Source organism: Ensifer sp. SL37, from assembly GCF_026672675.1.
Classification (GTDB): domain Bacteria; phylum Pseudomonadota; class Alphaproteobacteria; order Rhizobiales; family Rhizobiaceae; genus Ensifer; species Ensifer adhaerens.
In genome coordinates, this window is sequence record NZ_JAPPRN010000006.1 from 1,332,687 (window position 1) to 1,349,124 (window position 16,438).

At 63.0% G+C, this 16,438-nt stretch carries 11 protein-coding genes; 9 read left to right on the top strand and 2 right to left on the bottom strand.

Annotated features, from left to right (window positions below):
* Positions 1-6: 6 nt before the first annotated feature.
* The 6 genes from OVA00_RS18695 (at position 7) to OVA00_RS18720 (ending at position 8,248) form a co-directional block, all read left to right on the top strand.
* On the top strand, positions 7-846 hold the full coding sequence (locus OVA00_RS18695) for a carbohydrate ABC transporter permease (protein WP_060609508.1): 840 nt from the start codon (positions 7-9) through the stop codon (positions 844-846).
* Positions 843-1,907 carry a Gfo/Idh/MocA family protein gene (locus tag OVA00_RS18700; protein ID WP_060519458.1) on the top strand — a complete coding sequence of 355 codons (1,065 nt, stop codon included), beginning with the start codon at positions 843-845 and terminating at the stop codon, positions 1,905-1,907. Before OVA00_RS18695 ends, OVA00_RS18700 begins: the two co-directional genes overlap by 4 nt.
* Before the next feature lie 13 nt (positions 1,908-1,920).
* Positions 1,921-2,922: an ABC transporter ATP-binding protein gene (locus tag OVA00_RS18705; RefSeq protein WP_034804877.1), complete on the top strand. Its 1,002-nt coding sequence runs from the start codon at positions 1,921-1,923 to the stop codon at positions 2,920-2,922.
* A gap of 256 nt (positions 2,923-3,178) precedes the next feature.
* Positions 3,179-4,402, top strand: coding sequence for an efflux RND transporter periplasmic adaptor subunit (locus tag OVA00_RS18710; RefSeq protein WP_034804880.1), 1,224 nt, complete (start codon positions 3,179-3,181; stop codon positions 4,400-4,402).
* A 9-nt stretch (positions 4,403-4,411) separates the two neighbouring features.
* A complete protein-coding gene (locus OVA00_RS18715) occupies positions 4,412-7,552 on the top strand; it encodes an efflux RND transporter permease subunit (protein ID WP_034804897.1) in 3,141 nt (1,046 codons plus the stop codon).
* Between the two features lie 51 nt (positions 7,553-7,603).
* Entirely contained in the window at positions 7,604-8,248 is a 645-nt protein-coding gene (locus OVA00_RS18720; protein WP_034804901.1) for a TetR family transcriptional regulator, read from the top strand.
* A 57-nt stretch (positions 8,249-8,305) separates the two neighbouring features.
* Here OVA00_RS18720 and purU read toward each other — a convergent pair whose 3' ends face one another.
* Positions 8,306-9,160: a formyltetrahydrofolate deformylase gene (purU, locus tag OVA00_RS18725; RefSeq protein WP_051659688.1), complete on the bottom strand. Its 855-nt coding sequence runs from the start codon at positions 9,158-9,160 to the stop codon at positions 8,306-8,308.
* 236 nt (positions 9,161-9,396) lie between these two features.
* Positions 9,397-12,405, bottom strand: a complete 3,009-nt coding sequence (gene polA / locus OVA00_RS18730; RefSeq protein ID WP_034805279.1) for a DNA polymerase I — start codon at positions 12,403-12,405, stop codon at positions 9,397-9,399.
* 512 nt (positions 12,406-12,917) lie between these two features.
* On the opposite strand from polA, the gene OVA00_RS18735 reads away from it, so the two are divergent.
* From OVA00_RS18735 to OVA00_RS18745, 3 genes are all read left to right on the top strand, one after another.
* Complete coding sequence (locus OVA00_RS18735; protein ID WP_060519455.1) at positions 12,918-13,361, top strand: MarR family winged helix-turn-helix transcriptional regulator; 444 nt, start codon at positions 12,918-12,920, stop codon at positions 13,359-13,361.
* 230 nt (positions 13,362-13,591) lie between these two features.
* Positions 13,592-14,983 (top strand): M20/M25/M40 family metallo-hydrolase, encoded by a 1,392-nt coding sequence (locus OVA00_RS18740; RefSeq protein ID WP_268089449.1) that lies wholly within the window; start codon positions 13,592-13,594, stop codon positions 14,981-14,983.
* 474 nt (positions 14,984-15,457) lie between these two features.
* The gene (locus tag OVA00_RS18745; RefSeq protein WP_034804910.1) at positions 15,458-16,417 is read left to right on the top strand and encodes a lysylphosphatidylglycerol synthase transmembrane domain-containing protein; all 960 of its coding nucleotides are present in this window, start codon (positions 15,458-15,460) and stop codon (positions 16,415-16,417) included.
* The last annotated feature ends 21 nt before the right edge of the window (positions 16,418-16,438 follow it).

Below are 16,438 nucleotides of genomic sequence, written 5' to 3' on the forward strand. Positions count from 1 at the left end.
CCGGAGATGTCGAAAGCACGCGATTCATTTCTCCGCACCGGCTTCGTGCATGCAGCGCTCATCGCCTACACGCTCATCTCGCTGTTTCCGGTGTTCCTGACGATCATCAACTCGTTCAAGGATCGCAACGCGATCTTTCGGGCGCCGCTGACGATCCCGACGCCGCAGACCTTCAGCCTGATCGGCTATCAGACCGTCCTCGGCCAGGGGGACTTCGCCACCTATTTCCAGAACAGCTTCATCGTCACGATCGTCTCGATCGCGCTGGTGCTGCTCTTCGGGGCGATGGCCGCCTTCGCGCTGTCGGAATACCGCTTCCGTGGCAACACACTCATGGGCCTTTATCTCGCGATCGGCATCATGATCCCGATCCGTCTCGGCACCGTCGCCATTCTGCAGGGCATGGTCGCTGCCAACCTCGTCAACACGCTGACGGCACTGATCCTCGTCTATACGGCCCAAGGCCTGCCGCTCGCAATCTTCATTCTCTCGGAGTTCATGCGCACGGTCTCGGATGACTTGAAGAACGCCGGGCGCATCGACGGGTTGTCGGAGTATTCGATCTTCTTCCGCCTGGTTCTGCCGCTCGTCCGTCCGGCCATGGCAACCGTCGCGGTCTTCACGATGATCCCGATCTGGAACGACCTCTGGTTCCCGCTGATCCTCGCACCGGCGGAAACCACCAAGACCGTGACGCTCGGCTCGCAGATCTTCATCGGCCAGTTCGTCACCAACTGGAACGCGGTTCTGGCGGCGCTGTCGCTCGCCATCCTTCCGGTTCTCGTCCTCTACGTCATCTTCTCGCGGCAACTGATCCGCGGCATCACGGCAGGAGCAGTCAAGTGAGTGCAAGCAGCAAACCGGTCCGGGTCCTCGTCGCGGGGCTCGGCAACATGGGGCGCAGCCATGCGCTCGCCTATCACAACAATCCCGGCTTCGAGATCGTCGGCCTCGTCAACCGCTCGAAGGTGCCGCTGCCGGAGGAACTGAGCGGCTACACGATCCATCCGGACTTCAAGACGGCCCTGGCCGAATTGAAGCCCGAGCTCTGCTCGATCTGCACCTATTCTGACAGCCATGCGGACTTTGCGGTCATGGCGTTCGAGGCCGGCGCCGACGTCTTCGTCGAAAAGCCGCTCGCAACCACCGTCGCCGACGCCGAGCGCGTCGTCGCGGCTGCGAAGAAGCACGGCCGCAAGCTGGTGATCGGCTACATCCTGCGCCATCACCCCTCGTGGATCCGGCTGATCGCCGAAGCGCGCAAGCTCGGCGGTCCCTATGTCTTCCGCATGAACCTGAACCAGCAGTCCAGCGGCCCGACCTGGGAGACGCACAAGTCGCTGATGAAGACGACGTCGCCGATCGTCGATTGCGGCGTGCACTATGTCGACGTCATGTGCCAGATCACCGACGCCAAGCCGGTGGAAGTGCGCGGCATGGGGCTCCGCCTCTCCGACGAGATCGCGCCCGACATGTACAATTACGGCCACCTGCAGGTGATCTTCGAGGATGGTTCGGCCGGCTGGTACGAAGCCGGCTGGGGGCCGATGATCTCGGAAACCGCCTTCTTCGTGAAGGACGTGATGTCGCCGAAGGGATCGGTGTCGATCGTCATGGACCAGAATGCCAAGTCCGACGACATCGACATGCACACCAAAACCGCGGTGATCCGGCTGCACAATGCCGAAACCGGTCCCGATGGCCGTTTCCTGAAAGCCGACGAGGACCTGAAGATGGACGGCGAGCCCGGCCACCAGGAACTCTGCGACCGCGAGCAGGCCTATGTGCTGAAGGCCATTCGCGAAAACATCGACCTCGACCGTCACATGAACGACGCCGTGCAGTCGCTACGCATCTGCCTCGCCGCAGACGAAAGCGTGCGCACCGGCAGACCAGTCAAACTTTAAAGGGGGCAACCAGGTGGGATCGCTTCAACTCAAATCCATCCGCAAGGCCTACGGTAGCCATGAGGTGCTGAAGGGCATCGACCTCGAGGTGAAGGACGGCGAGTTCGTCATCTTCGTCGGCCCGTCGGGCTGCGGCAAGTCGACCTTGCTGCGCACCATCGCCGGTCTCGAGGACGCGACCTCCGGTAGCGTGCAGATCGACGGCACGGAAGTCGGCCACGTGGCGCCCGCCAAGCGCGGCATCGCCATGGTGTTCCAGTCCTACGCGCTCTATCCGCACCTGTCGGTGAAGGACAATATGGGCCTTGGCCTGAAACAGGCCGGCGCTCCGAAGGCGGAGATCGAGGACAAGGTCGGCAAGGCAGCGAACATGCTGTCGCTCGATCCCTACCTCGCCCGTCGCCCGGCCGAGCTTTCGGGCGGCCAGCGTCAGCGCGTGGCGATCGGCCGCGCGATCGTGCGCGAACCGAAGCTCTTCCTGTTCGACGAGCCGCTTTCGAACCTCGACGCGGCGCTGCGCGTCAACACCCGGCTTGAGATTGCCCGGCTGCATCGAAGCCTGAAGGCAACGATGATCTACGTAACCCACGATCAGGTGGAGGCGATGACGCTCGCCGACAAGATCGTCGTCCTCAACGCCGGCCAGATCGAGCAGATCGGCTCGCCGATGGATCTCTACAACCGCCCGGCCAACGTCTTCGTCGCTGGCTTCATCGGCTCGCCACAGATGAACTTCATCGAGGGCGCCCGGCTCGGCGATGTCAAAGCCAAGACGATCGGCATCCGCCCGGAGCACATGGCGCTTTCACGCGAGAGCGGCGACTGGAAGGGCAAGGTGGTGCATGTCGAGCACCTCGGCGCCGACACCATCGTCTATATCGATTCCGAGCAGGTCGGCACCATCACCGTCCGCCTCTTCGGCGAACATCGCTACGCGCCTGACGACATCGTCTATGCGACGCCGACGGTCGGTGCCATGCACCGTTTCGGCGACGACGACCGCGTCCTCGCCTGATGCGTTTTGAGGCTAAGGCCTCATCACAGCTGCGTGAAAACCAGCCGCCACGGGACTAACCCCTTGTGGCGGCTTATTTATTTTTTGAATAGCTGTGCTGAATGACTCTGTTGCGCTGCAAAGCGATTTAACATACATTTGTGTTTGTATATTAGCTTTCCGGTATTTTCCCCAAGCAATACCGGTTCCGCTCCCCTTCACTTCCGGACCGCACGGGCACCTTGCGAGATGCACCTGTCGCCTGCGGTCACCGAATATGGACATCGCTATGCGCATGAACCGACCGACACTGGCCGCCGCCTTGGCAACTGTGATTCTTCTTTCCGGCTGCCAGAAAGAGGAAGCACAACAGGGCGCCGCCGCATTCCCACCGTCCGCCGTCGCGGTCTTCACGACCAAGACCGAAACCCTGCCGATCACCAACGAGCTTCCGGGCCGCATCGCCGCGACCCGTGTCGCCGAGGTCCGTCCGCGCGTTTCCGGCATTGTCGTCGAACGCGTCTTCCAGCAGGGCTCCAAGGTCAATGCCGGTGACGTGCTCTACCGCATCGATCCCGCGCCCTTCCGCGTCCAGGTCGAAAAGGCAGAGGCAACGCTTCGGCGCGCCCAATCCATTCGCCAGCAGGCCCAGCAGAAGGCCGATCGCCAGGAGCAGCTGAAGAAGGCGAACGTCGTCGCCGCGCAGCAGCTGGAAGATGCGGCTGCGCTGCTTGCGACCGCCGACGCCGATGTCGCGATCGCCGAAGCCGGCCTCGCTGCGGCCAAGCTCGACCTGCAATATGCCGACGTGACGGCACCGATCAGCGGCCGCATCGGCCGTGCGCTGATCACCGAAGGCGCGCTCGTCAGCACCAACAGCTCGGAAAATCTCGCGACGATCCAGCAGCTCGACCCGCTCTACGCCGACTTCACCCAGTCGGCGACCGACCTCATCCGCCTGCGCAAGGCGCTCGAGGACGGCCAGATGATGAACGGCGACGGCGAGGAAGCCGAAGTCCAGCTCGTGCTCGACGACGGCACCACCTATGAGCACAAGGGCAAGCTCCTGTTCTCGGAAGCCGCCGTCGACGCGACGACCGGCCAGGTGACCCTGCGCGGCGAATTCCCGAACCCCGACAACGACCTGCTTCCCGGCATGTATGTTCGCGTGCTTGTGCAGCAGGGCGTCGAGAAGGACGCGATCACCGTTCCGCAGCAGGCCGTCCAGCGCAACAACGCCGGCCAGTCGCAGGTTTATGTCGTCGGCGCCGACAACAAGGTCGAGTTCCGCAACGTGACCCTCGGCCGCACGATCGGCACCCGCTGGCAAGTGACCTCCGGCATCAAGGCCGGCGAAAAGGTCATCGTCGAAGGCTTCCAGAAGATCGGCCCCGGTGCCCCCGTCGAGCCGACGGACTGGAACCCGGACGCCAAGCCGACTGCCGAAGCAGCGCAGACGACGGCGGCTGCCGACGAAAAGCCTGCCGAAGCTACAAAGTGAGTTTGATTGATGCCTAGTTTTTTCATCGACAGGCCTATTTTTGCCTGGGTGGTGGCGATCTTCATCATGGTCGCCGGCGTCATTGCGATTCCGCTTCTGCCGGTATCGCAGTATCCTGACGTCGCGCCGCCGCAGATCTCCATCAACACGAGCTACCCCGGCGCCTCGTCGCAAGACACCTATCAGAGCGTCACGCGACTGATCGAAGACGAACTGAACGGCGTCGAAGGCCTGCTCTATTTCGAGTCGACCTCCAGCGCCTCCGGCTCGGTCGAAATCAGCGCCACCTTTGCACCGGGCACCGATCCAGGACAGGCGGCCGTCGACATCCAGAACCGCGTTCGCCGCGTCGAACCGCGCCTGCCCGATTCGGTCAAGCGCCAGGGCGTCCAGGTCGATGAAGCCGGCTCCGGCTTCCTGATGATAGTGGCCCTCACCTCGACCGACGGCTCGATGGACGCCATCGGTCTCGGCGACTATCTAAGCCGCAACGTGCTTAGCGAAATCCAGCGCGTGCCCGGCGTCGGCCGTGCGCAGCTGTTTGCCACGGAACGCTCGATGCGCGTCTGGCTCGATCCGGACAAGATGCTGGGTCTGAACCTGACGGCTGCGGACGTGACCAATGCGATCACGGCGCAGAACGCCCAGATCGCTTCGGGCTCGATCGGCGCACAGCCGAACCCGATCACCCAGCAGATCAGCGCGCCCGTCGTCGTCAAGGGCCAGCTCGAAAGCGCCGAAGAGTTCGGTGCGATCGTGCTTCGCGCCAATCCGGACGGCTCCTCCGTCCGCCTGCGCGACGTTGCCCGCATCGAGATCGGCGGCGAAAGCTACGCCTTCTCGACGCGCCTGAACGGCAAGCCGTCGGCGGCTATCGCCGTCCAGCTTTCGCCGAGCGGCAACGCCATGTCGACCTCGGCCGCGATCAAGGAACGCATGGACGAACTGGCGAAGTTCTTCCCGCAGGGCCTCGAATATTCGGTTCCCTACGACACCTCGCCCTTCGTCGCCGTTTCCATCGAGAAGGTGCTTTCGACGCTGGTCGAAGCGGTCGCGCTGGTGTTCATCGTGATGTTCCTGTTCCTGCAGAACATCCGCTACACCATCATCCCGACGCTCGTCGTGCCGGTGGCGCTCCTCGGCACCTGCGCGGTCATGCTGGCGATGGGCTTCTCGATCAACGTTCTGACCATGTTCGGCATGGTGCTGGCGATCGGCATTCTCGTCGACGATGCGATCATCGTCGTCGAAAACGTCGAACGCATCATGTCCGAGGAAGGGGCAACGCCGAAAGAAGCCACCCGCAAGGCGATGAAGCAGATCACCGGCGCCGTCATCGGCATCACGCTGGTTCTCGCCTCGGTGTTCATTCCGATGGCCTTCTTCCCGGGCGCGGTCGGTGTGATCTATCGCCAGTTCTCGCTGACGATGGTCGTCTCGATCCTGTTCTCCGCACTTCTCGCTTTGTCGCTGACACCGGCGCTCTGCGCGAGCTTCCTGAAGCAGGTTCCGAAGGGTCATCATCACGCCAAGCGTGGCTTCTTCGGTTGGTTCAACCGCTCGTTCGACAAGACGTCGCACGGCTATAGCGGCATCGTGAAGCGCCTGGTCCACCGGACCGGCCGCTACATGATCGTCTATGTCGCGGTGCTCGCCGGTCTCGGCTGGCTGTTCATGAAGCTGCCGTCGTCGTTCCTTCCGGACGAAGACCAGGGCTTCGTGATCGTCATGATGCAGCTGCCGTCGGAAGCAACGGGCAACCGCACGACCGAGGTGGTGGAGCAGGCCGAGAAGATCTTCGGCCAGGAAACGGCAGTCGAACGCATCATCGCGATCAACGGCTTCTCCTTCTTCGGTACCGGCCAGAACGCAGCACTCGCCTTCGTGACGCTGAAAGACTGGAAGGAACGTGACGCCGACAACGCCGCACAGTCGATCGCCATGCGGGCGACGATGGCGATGAGCCAGATCAAGGATGCGATCAGCTTCGCACTGTCGCCGCCGGCGATCCAGGGCCTCGGCACCACCGGCGGCTTCTCGTTCCGCCTGCAGGACCGTGGCGGTCTCGGCCAGGCGGCGCTGTCGCAGGCCCGCGACCAGCTGCTCGGCATGGCTGCTGAGAGCAAGGTGCTCTCCGGCGTCCGCTTCGAGGGCATGCCCGATGCGGCTCAGGTCAGCGTCACGATCGATCGCGAGAAGGCCAACACCTTCGGTGTGACCTTCGCCGATATCAACTCGACGATCTCGACCAACCTCGGCTCGTCCTACGTCAACGACTTCCCCAATGCCGGACGCATGCAGCGCGTGACGGTGCAGGCGGACGAAGGTCAGCGCATGCAGACCGCCGACCTCCTGAACCTCAACGTCCGCAACGCCAATGGCGGCATGGTGCCCCTGTCGGCCTTCGCGACGGTGGAGTGGGTCAAGGCGTCTACACAGACGATCGGCTACAACGGCTACCCGTCGGTCCGTATCAGCGGCGAAGCCGCCCACGGCTACTCCTCGGGTGACGCGATCGCCGAGATGCAACGGCTGGCGGGCCAGTTGCCTGCAGGCTTCGGTTACGAATGGACCGGCCAGTCGCTGCAGGAAATCCAGTCCGGCACCCAGGCGCCTCTCCTGATCGCGCTGTCGTGCCTTCTGGTGTTCCTGTGCCTTGCAGCCCTCTATGAGAGCTGGTCGATCCCGGTGGCGGTGATCATGGTCGTTCCGCTCGGCGTCATCGGTTCGGTGCTCGCCGTGATGATGCGCGACATGCCGAACGACGTCTACTTCAAGGTCGGCCTGATCGCGATCATCGGTCTCTCGGCCAAGAACGCGATCCTGATCATCGAGTTCGCCAAGGAACTGCGTGAGCAGGGCAAGTCGCTGATCGACGCGACGCTGGAGGCGGCACATCTTCGCTTCCGGCCGATCCTGATGACGTCGCTGGCCTTCACGCTCGGTGTTCTGCCGCTGGCAATCGCCACGGGTGCCAGCTCCGGCAGCCAGCGCGCCATCGGCACGGGCGTCATGGGCGGGATGATCTCGGCAACGGTGCTCGCCATCTTCTTCGTTCCTGTCTTCTTCGTGTTCGTCACGAAGCTCTTCAGCCGAAAGAAGGTGGAGAACACACCGACAGCCGCAGAAAACCCGACACCCGCCGAATAAAACAAGACTGGACGGCCCGCCTCTGGCGGGCCGTCGCATGAGGAGGAATGAATGCGCCGAACAAAGGCCGATGCAGAAGCAACAAGACAGAAGATCCTGAGCGCCGCCGAGCGCGTCTTCTACGAAAAGGGCGTCTCGAACACGACGCTCGAAGAAATAGCCAAGGCCGCCGGCGTGACCCGTGGCGCCATCTACTGGCACTTTGCCAACAAGACCGACCTGTTCCTCGCGCTGCACGACGCTGTGCCCTTGCCGCAGGAAGACATGGTCGCCCGCGAGATCGAAGCGGAAGCTGCCGATACACTCTCCATCCTCGAAGGTGCCATGGGCGACTGGCTGGATGTTCTGGCCGCCGACGAGCAGCGCCAGCGCATTCTGACGATCATGCTGCGCACCAATTACGACGGCGACCTGGGCGAGGTCCTCGCCCGCCAGAAGGAACTCGACGAGCACCACAATGTCGTGCTCGAACTCGCTTTTTCCCGCGCGCTTGCCAAGGGGCAGATGCACGAGACCTGGACCCCCGCCTCCGCGACGCGGACCCTGCACTGGATGATGCTCGGGCTCTGTACGGAATGGCTGCTGTTCGGCCGCACCTTCGATCTGACGGCCGAGGGACGCGAGGGCCTGAGCCGGCTCTTTGCCAGCTTCCGCGCGCCGGCCGTTACCGCGACCGCCGTCGTAGCCCGCCTGTAACAGCTGTAGCCGGCACCCCTGTGAGTACCGGCTACATGAAGCGCCTTCCAGAACCCTCTAGCTGAACACGACCGTCTTGTGACCGTTGAGCATGACGCGCCGCTCCAGGTGCAGCTTGACGGCACGCGCCAGCACCCGGCTTTCGATGTCGCGGCCGGTGGCGACGAAATCTTCCGCCGTCAAGGCATGGCTGACGCGTTCGGTTTCCTGTTCGATGATCGGGCCTTCGTCGAGGTCCGGCGTGACGTAGTGCGCCGTCGCCCCGATCAGCTTCACGCCACGCTCATGCGCCTGATGATAGGGCTTGGCGCCCTTGAAGCTCGGCAGGAACGAATGGTGGATGTTGATCGCCTTGCCGTAGAGGCGCTTCGACAGATTGTCGGAAAACACCTGCATGTAGCGGGCAAGGATGACGAGATCCGCGCCGGTCTCCTGGACCAGTCGCAGAAGCCTTTCCTCCTGCTCGGCCTTGTTGTCCTTCGATACCGACCAACAGTGATAGGCGAGCCCTTCGGCTTCAGCCGTACGCCGGCTGTCTTCGTGGTTGGAGACGATGGCGACGACCTCCGCGTTCAACCAGCCGACACGGATCTGGTAAAGCAGGTGCAGGAGCGCATGGTCGAACTTGGAGACGAGGACCAGGATCTTCGGCTTGACCGCAGCATCCGTGAGCGTGGTCCGCATCTGGAAACGCTCGACGGCCGGGCGAAGCGCCCGCTCGACATCACCAGCCTGGACGCTCGCTGCAACCTGGAAGGCGATGCGCATGAAGAAGCTGTTGGTCTTGGTATCCCAGAACTGGTTGCTCTCGGCGATGTTTGCGCCAAGGGCGGCAAGCTCCGTGGTGACGGCGGCGACAATGCCGGGTTTGTCGTCGCAGGACAGGACAAGAATGAAGGTCTTCGGCGCCATGATCTCCTCCGATTGCAGCCGTTTCGGATGAGGCTCGAGCCCCTTCCCAAAGGCTGCCTACGAGGAGTTGAACGCGCCGGCAATCGTTCCGGCTGCGACGGCTGACGCTTTCTATCATCCTGATGGAAAGGCGCCCGGGAGCATGGAATGCCCCCGGGCGCTGCAAGATTCGTCGCATCCGGCTTTTGAGGTTTTCTGAGAGGTTTCCATCAAAAACCCGGCGTGCACCGACTAGATCAGTGCGCCTCGTCCCAGTTGGTCGCCGCGCGCGCATCGACCTTCAGCGGCACCTTCATGTCGAGCGCCGGCATGGCGGCGTTCTCCATCACCGAGACGACGACCGGAATGGTGTTTTCGACCTCGGCGTCCTCGACTTCGAAGATCAGTTCGTCGTGCACCTGCAGCAGCATGCGGGCCGAAAGCTTCGCCTCGGCCAGCGCCGGCTCCATCTTCACCATGGCGCGGCGGATGATGTCGGCGGCCGAGCCCTGGATCGGCGCATTGATCGCGGCGCGCTCGTTGAAGGCACGGTGCGACGGGATCGACGAGCGGATGTCCGGATAGTGGGCGCGGCGACCGAAGATCGTCTCGACGTAGCCGTGCTCGCGGGCAAACACCTTGGTGCCCTCCATGTAGTCGCGGATGCCGGGGAAACGCTCGAAATAGCGCTTGATGTAGTCGCTGGCTTCGGAGCGCTCGATCGACAGCTGGTTGGCAAGGCCGAAGGCGGAGATGCCGTAGATGATACCGAAGTTAATCGCCTTGGCGCGCCGGCGGATTTCGCTCGGCATGCCCTCGACCGGAACGCCGAACATTTCCGATGCGGTCATCGCATGAATGTCGACGCCATCGGCAAAGGCCTGGCGAAGCTGCGGAATGTCCGCAACATGGGCAAGCACGCGCAGTTCGATCTGGCTGTAGTCGGCCGAGACGAGCTTGTGGCCGGGCGTTGCGATGAAGGCGGTGCGGATCTTGCGGCCTTCGGCGGTGCGCACCGGAATGTTCTGCAGGTTCGGATCGGACGACGACAGGCGGCCGGTGGTCGTGGCTGCGAGCGCGTAGGACGTATGCACGCGCTTCGTCTCCGGATGGACGAAGCCTGGAAGCGCATCGGTATAGGTGGACTTGAGCTTGGTCAGCTGCCGCCAGTCGACGATCTTGCGCGGCAGTTCGTGGCCTTCGGCTGCCAGGTCTTCCAGAACCTGTGCCGAGGTCGACCATTGCCCGGTCTTGGTCTTCGAGCCGCCGGCAAAGCCCATCTTGCCGAAGAGGATATCGCCGAGCTGCTTCGGCGAACCGATGGTGAAGGTTTCGCCAGCGAGCTTGTAGATCTCGTCCTCGAGCCCGGCTGCGCCCTGGGCGAGCTCGCCCGAAAGCCGCGAGAGGATCTGGCGGTCGACGGTGATGCCGCGGTCTTCCATGCGTGCCAGAACGGCAACCAGGGGCCGCTCCAGCCGCTCATAGACGCGCATCAGCCCCTTGGCGGCCAATCGGGCCTTCAGGATATGCCAGAGCCTGAGCGTGACGTCCGCATCCTCAGCCGCGTAGGCGGTTGCCCGGTCGATATCGACGAAGTCGAAGGTCACCGAGGATTTGCCGGTTCCGGTGATGTCCTTGTAGGCGATCGGCTTGTGGTTCAGCCAGCGCTCAGACAGCGAGTCCATGCCATGGGTGCCGTTGCCGGCATCGACGACGTAGGACATCAGCATCGTGTCGTCGAAGCTTTCGACGGTGATGCCGTGCCGCTTCATCACGAGGTAATCGTATTTCAGGTTCTGGGCGACCTTGAGGACCGAAGGGTCCTCCAGCAGGCGCTTCAGCCGGCTCAAGGCTTCTGCGACCGGGATCTGGTTTTCGGCGAGCCCGCCGCCGAGCAAGTCGCCGACGCCGGTCTTGTGGATCAGCGGCACATAGGCCGCCCGGATCGAGGCGCCGGTCGGGTCAGCCTTGTGGTCGGCGATCGCCAGCGAGAAGCCGACGAGGTCGGCCTGCATTGCATCGAGCGAGGTCGTTTCCGTGTCGAAGCCGACGACACCGGCTTCGCGCGCGTCCGATATCCACCGGTCGAGAGTGGCGATGTCGCGGATCGTCACATAGGCGCTCTGATCCATCGGCGCCTTGGCGAAGATTTCAGCGCGTGCCGCAGCGAGCGCCTCGGGCGTCGCGTCCGCGCCATTCGCTTCGCCGGCACGCGACAGGACGGCGGCGGCTTGCGCGGCCTCGCCACGGGCGGCAGCCGCGGTGGAGGAGCCCTCGCTGACCTTTTCCGCCCCATCTCCCTTGTCGAGATCAGGGCCGCGCGCCTCGGCGCCCCATTCTACCGGCACCAAGGCTGCTTCAACGGCATCGGCGTCCGTACCGGTCGCGGCGGCGACGCGACGCGTCAGCGTTGTGAATTCCATCGCCTTCAGGAAGGCGATCAGCTTCGGACCGTTCTGCGGCTCGAGGCTCAGCTCTTCGAGCGGAACGTCGAGCGGCGTGTCGGTCTTGAGTTCGACGAGCTGGCGCGACAGACGAGCGAGATCGGCATTGGCGATGATGTTCTCGCGGCGCTTGGCCTGTTTGATCTCGCCGGCGCGGGCCAGCAGCGTTTCGAGATCGCCGTACTCCTCGAGCAGCTGTGCCGCCGTCTTCGGGCCAATGCCGGGAATGCCCGGGACGTTGTCGGTGGAGTCACCGGTCATCGCCTGCAGGTCGATCATCTTTTCCGGCGGCACGCCCCATTTCTCGATCACTTCCGGGATCGAGATCTGCTTGTCCTTCATGCTGTCGTACATCGACACGTTCGAGGTCACGAGCTGCATCAGGTCCTTGTCGGACGAGACGATGGTGACGCCGGCGCCGGCGGCTTCTGCAAGCCGGGCGTAGGTGGCGATCAGGTCGTCGGCCTCATAGCCTTCCTTCTCGATGCAGGGCAGGTTGAAGGCGCGGGTCGCGTGACGGATCAGCCCGAACTGCGGGATCAGATCTTCCGGCGGCGCCGTGCGGTTCGCCTTGTACTGATCGTAGAGCGCATTGCGGAAGGTCTTCGACGAATAGTCGAAGATGACCGCGAAATGGGTCGGCGTGACGCCGACCGAGGTGTCGCGCGCATCGGTGAGCAGCTTCCACAACATGTTGCAGAAACCCGATACCGCGTTGACCGGAAGGCCATCGGATTTGCGGTTGAGCGGCGGGATGGCGTGGAACGCCCGGAAGATGAATCCGGAGCCGTCGACGAGGAAGAGATGATCACCGTTTTTCATGGGCAAATGGATAGCGCGGGGCAAGCCAAAGGTCCATTGCGGTTTTCCCGCCAGACACTACATTCTCCACCGGTCGCGGTGGCCGCGATCGCCACCGCGGATTGCGAAAACGGGGGCTGATTTCGCCTTGGGATCGAGCGCCAAAAGGCTTCGCAAGCGCCCGTTCGGCTTCACGCAAACGTTACATATTTGTAATGTCCGATTCAGCCCCGGTATCCTTGAAAAGCCACATTTGAATCCTCAAATCTTACTCAACGGCACCGAGTGATGCCGTCTTCTGGTGATTGGCCTGTCCCCCGCCCGCACCAGATGAGGACAAAGGCCTTATCCCCCTCTCCGGGCCTTTGTCCCGTTTTCAAAAGACCGTCACGGCGCCGCCTCCGCACCGTGACGGTTTTTTGTTTCTGCCGTCCGATCACCTCCGCTCAAATCCCGGTGAGGACCCGACGGTCTCAAGGTCCATCGCCTGCATTGTAACTTGTCTTCATGGCGGTTCGGGCGTACCGATAGACATGGCCTTCAATCGTATGGAATCTGCGACCTACCTGGCCAGCCTGCTGGCTAAGAGCTTTTCGCGCGCGCTTCACGAGCGCGGCCAGAAGCTTGGTTTCGCGCCCGGTCAGTTTCCCATCCTGCTCGAGCTTTGGGCCGAGGAAGGCCTGACGCAGAAACAACTGCTCGATCGCCTCGACATCGAACAGGCGACGATGGCAAACACGCTCTCGCGCATGGAGCGCGACGGGCTCATCCTCCGCCGCAAGCATCCGCAGGACAAGCGCTCGCAGCAGATCTACCTCACCGAAAAGGCAAAGGAGATGGAGGCGGCCGCCAAGGAGGCAGCGCTTGCCGCCGACCAGTCGCTGCTTGCCGGCCTCAGGAATTTCGAACGCGAACTGATGCTCGAATATATGCGCATGGCGCTCGCGAGCGTGGCACGCAGCGACAGTCGCGCCTGACGCACCACCCCCTTATTATCATTCCATCAAAAAATTTGGCTTAAAGCGGGCGTTCGCCCGTTCTAAAGCAGGGGCAGACGCGTCGATCCGGGCGCCCCGGCGCTCACCTCGCCGACGCGCCAGGCTCTCCGTTCACCGTCACCTGAGACCTCTGCCCAAAATCGCTCAAATCGATTTCGCTTTGGCGGCACATGCAGTAGGTTCCGGCGAAACTTGAAGCAAGGATATGCATGATGGCTGACATCACCCCCGTTCTCGAACGCGCAGACGCCAACCTGCCAAGGAGCCTCGACCGGCTGTTCGACCTCGTTCGGATCAAGTCGATCTCGACCGACCCGGCCTTCAAGGCGGAATGCCGCAAGGCGGCCGAATGGCTGGTGGCCGAACTCAACAGCCTCGGCTTCACCGCATCGGTGCGCGACACCCCCGGCCATCCGATGGTCGTCGCCCACCATGACGGCGCCAAGCCCGATGCGCCGCATGTGCTGTTCTATGGCCACTATGACGTTCAGCCGGTCGATCCGCTGAACCTCTGGGACACGGATCCGTTCGAGCCCGGCATCAAGGAAATCGAACCCGGCCGCAAGGTGATCACCGGCCGTGGCACGGCTGACGACAAGGGCCAGCTCCTGACCTTCCTCGAGGCGGTGCGCGCCTACAAGGACGTGCATGGCGCCCTGCCCTGCCGCGTCACCATCCTGTTCGAAGGCGAAGAGGAATCCGGCTCGCCGTCGCTGAAGCCCTTCCTCGAAGCCAATGCCGCCGAACTCAAGGCCGACTATGCGCTGGTCTGCGACACCAGCATGTGGGACCGCGATACGCCGGCGATCTCCGCTGGCCTGCGCGGCCTCGTCGGCGAAGAAGTCATCGTCCGGGCTGCCGACCGCGACCTGCATTCCGGTTATTTCGGTGGTGCTGCCGCCAACCCGATCCGCATCCTCACCACCATTCTCGCCGGCCTTCATGACGAAAACAGCCGCGTGACGCTGCCAGGCTTCTACGACGGCGTCGAAGAGACCCCGGCCCAGATCAAGGCGGCCTGGGAAACGCTCGGCCAGACGGCAGAGAAGTTCCTCGGCGAAATCGGCCTTTCGATCCCGTCGGGTGAAAAGAACCGCTCGGTGCTGGAACTGACCTGGGCGCGGCCGACCGCGGAAGTCAACGGCATCACCGGCGGCTATACCGGCGAAGGCTTCAAGACGGTGATCGCGGCCGAGGCTTCGGCAAAGGTTTCCTTCCGCCTGGTCGGCAACCAGAACCCGGAAAAGATCCGCGAAGCCTTCCGCGCCTATGTGCGCTCCAAGGTTCCGGCCGACTGCTCGGTCGAGTTCCATGCCCATGGCGGTTCGCCAGCGATCCATCTTCCATACGAATCGCCGCTGCTCAACACGGCGAAGGTGGCCCTGTCCGACGAGTGGCCGAAGCCGGCCGTCATCATCGGCATGGGCGGCTCGATCCCGATCGTCGGCGACTTCCAGAAGATGCTCGGCATGGAATCGCTGCTCGTCGGCTTCGGTCTTTCCGACGACCGCATCCATTCGCCGAACGAGAAGTACGAGCTGCAGTCCTATTACAAGGGCATCCGCTCATGGATCCGTATCCTCGACGCGCTCGCCGCCTGATGATCGGTGCGGGACGGGGCGCGATTTTGTGCGCGCATCCCGCCCGAGCCACTTGACCCCGGAAGCCGTGGCGGAGCTCTCGCCACGGCTTCTTTGCTTTGGTTGCGTGGCTGGAGATGATGCAGCCCTCGCGCGCAAGCTCTCCATCTACGCGCATGCATCGCTGCCCGATCGATGGGATGTCCACGCTTTACCGTTTCCCCTTCACTGTTTCCCGGCGGTTTCTCCGTTGTCGGCGGGCCGTCAATCCTTGACCTCCGGGGTCTCAGGTGCTTCCTTTTTGTGAAACAAATCACAAAGGGAAATCGGATCGTTGGCAAGGGTAAGGACCGAAGCGTCGCGCTGCGGGCGTGACGTTATGACAAAGCGGCTCAGAAAACTGAACGTCTCCGCTCGGAGAAACCCTCCGGCCGCTGCAACGGAAGTGTCCTTGAAACAACCCCGCCACGCCCTCGCATCCATCGCGGCACCGGCATGAAGCGGCTGCAGACCTATTTCTGGCCCGTTGTCGGCCTTCTGGCGATCCTGTTTTCGGTGAACGCGCTCTATCATGAGTTGCGCGGCCTGTCGTTCGACGAGTTTCTCGCAAGCTTCAATGCGATTTCGCTGAGGAGTTGGCTTCTGGCGATCGGCTCGACGCTCCTCGCCTATGCAGCTCTGGCGGCCTACGACCGACTTGCGCTCGACCACCTCGGCCACCGCATTTCGCTCTGGTTCATCACGCTCTGCTCGTTCACGACCTACGCGCTGTCGCACAATCTCGGCGCCTCGGTGTTCTCCGGCGCGGTCGTGCGCTACCGCGCCTACCGTTCCAAGGGGCTTTCCCCGGGCGAAGTCGGCGTTCTCGTCGCCTTCTGCTCCTTCACCTTCACGCTCGGGACCTTGGTTCTATCGGCCGTCGTGCTTCTGGTACGGCCCGACATCATCGAGCGTTTTGCCGAATTCCTGCCGGTCGAAATGTCGCTCACAACCGGCGTGCTCATCCTCATCGTCATCGGGCTCTATGTCATCGGCAGTCTCGTCGGGCTGCCGTCGTTCCGCACGCGCTGGTTCCAGCTGCACTACCCGAAGCCGAAGATCGTTTTCCGGCAGCTGGTGATCGCTCCGGTGGAGCTGATCGGCGCCGCCGGGATCATCTATTTCGCCCTGCCGGAAGCGGGAAATCCGGGCTATATCGTCATTCTCGGGATCTTCCTTGCGTCCTTTTCGGCAGCCCTTCTGTCGCATGCGCCCGGCGGGCTTGGCGTACTCGAGCTGATTTTCATCGCCGCCTTGCCGGAAATGGACCCGGCTGCCGTGCTTGCGGCGCTTGCGATCTTCCGGTTGCTTTACCTCGTCATCCCGTTCGTGCTTGCGCTGATCGTGATCCTGGTGTTCGAGCGGGCGCGTTTCGTGGCGGAGCGCCAGCCGCCGAAGGGGAGCGACCTCCCCTAGGCGAAGGGACCGCGTCCATCA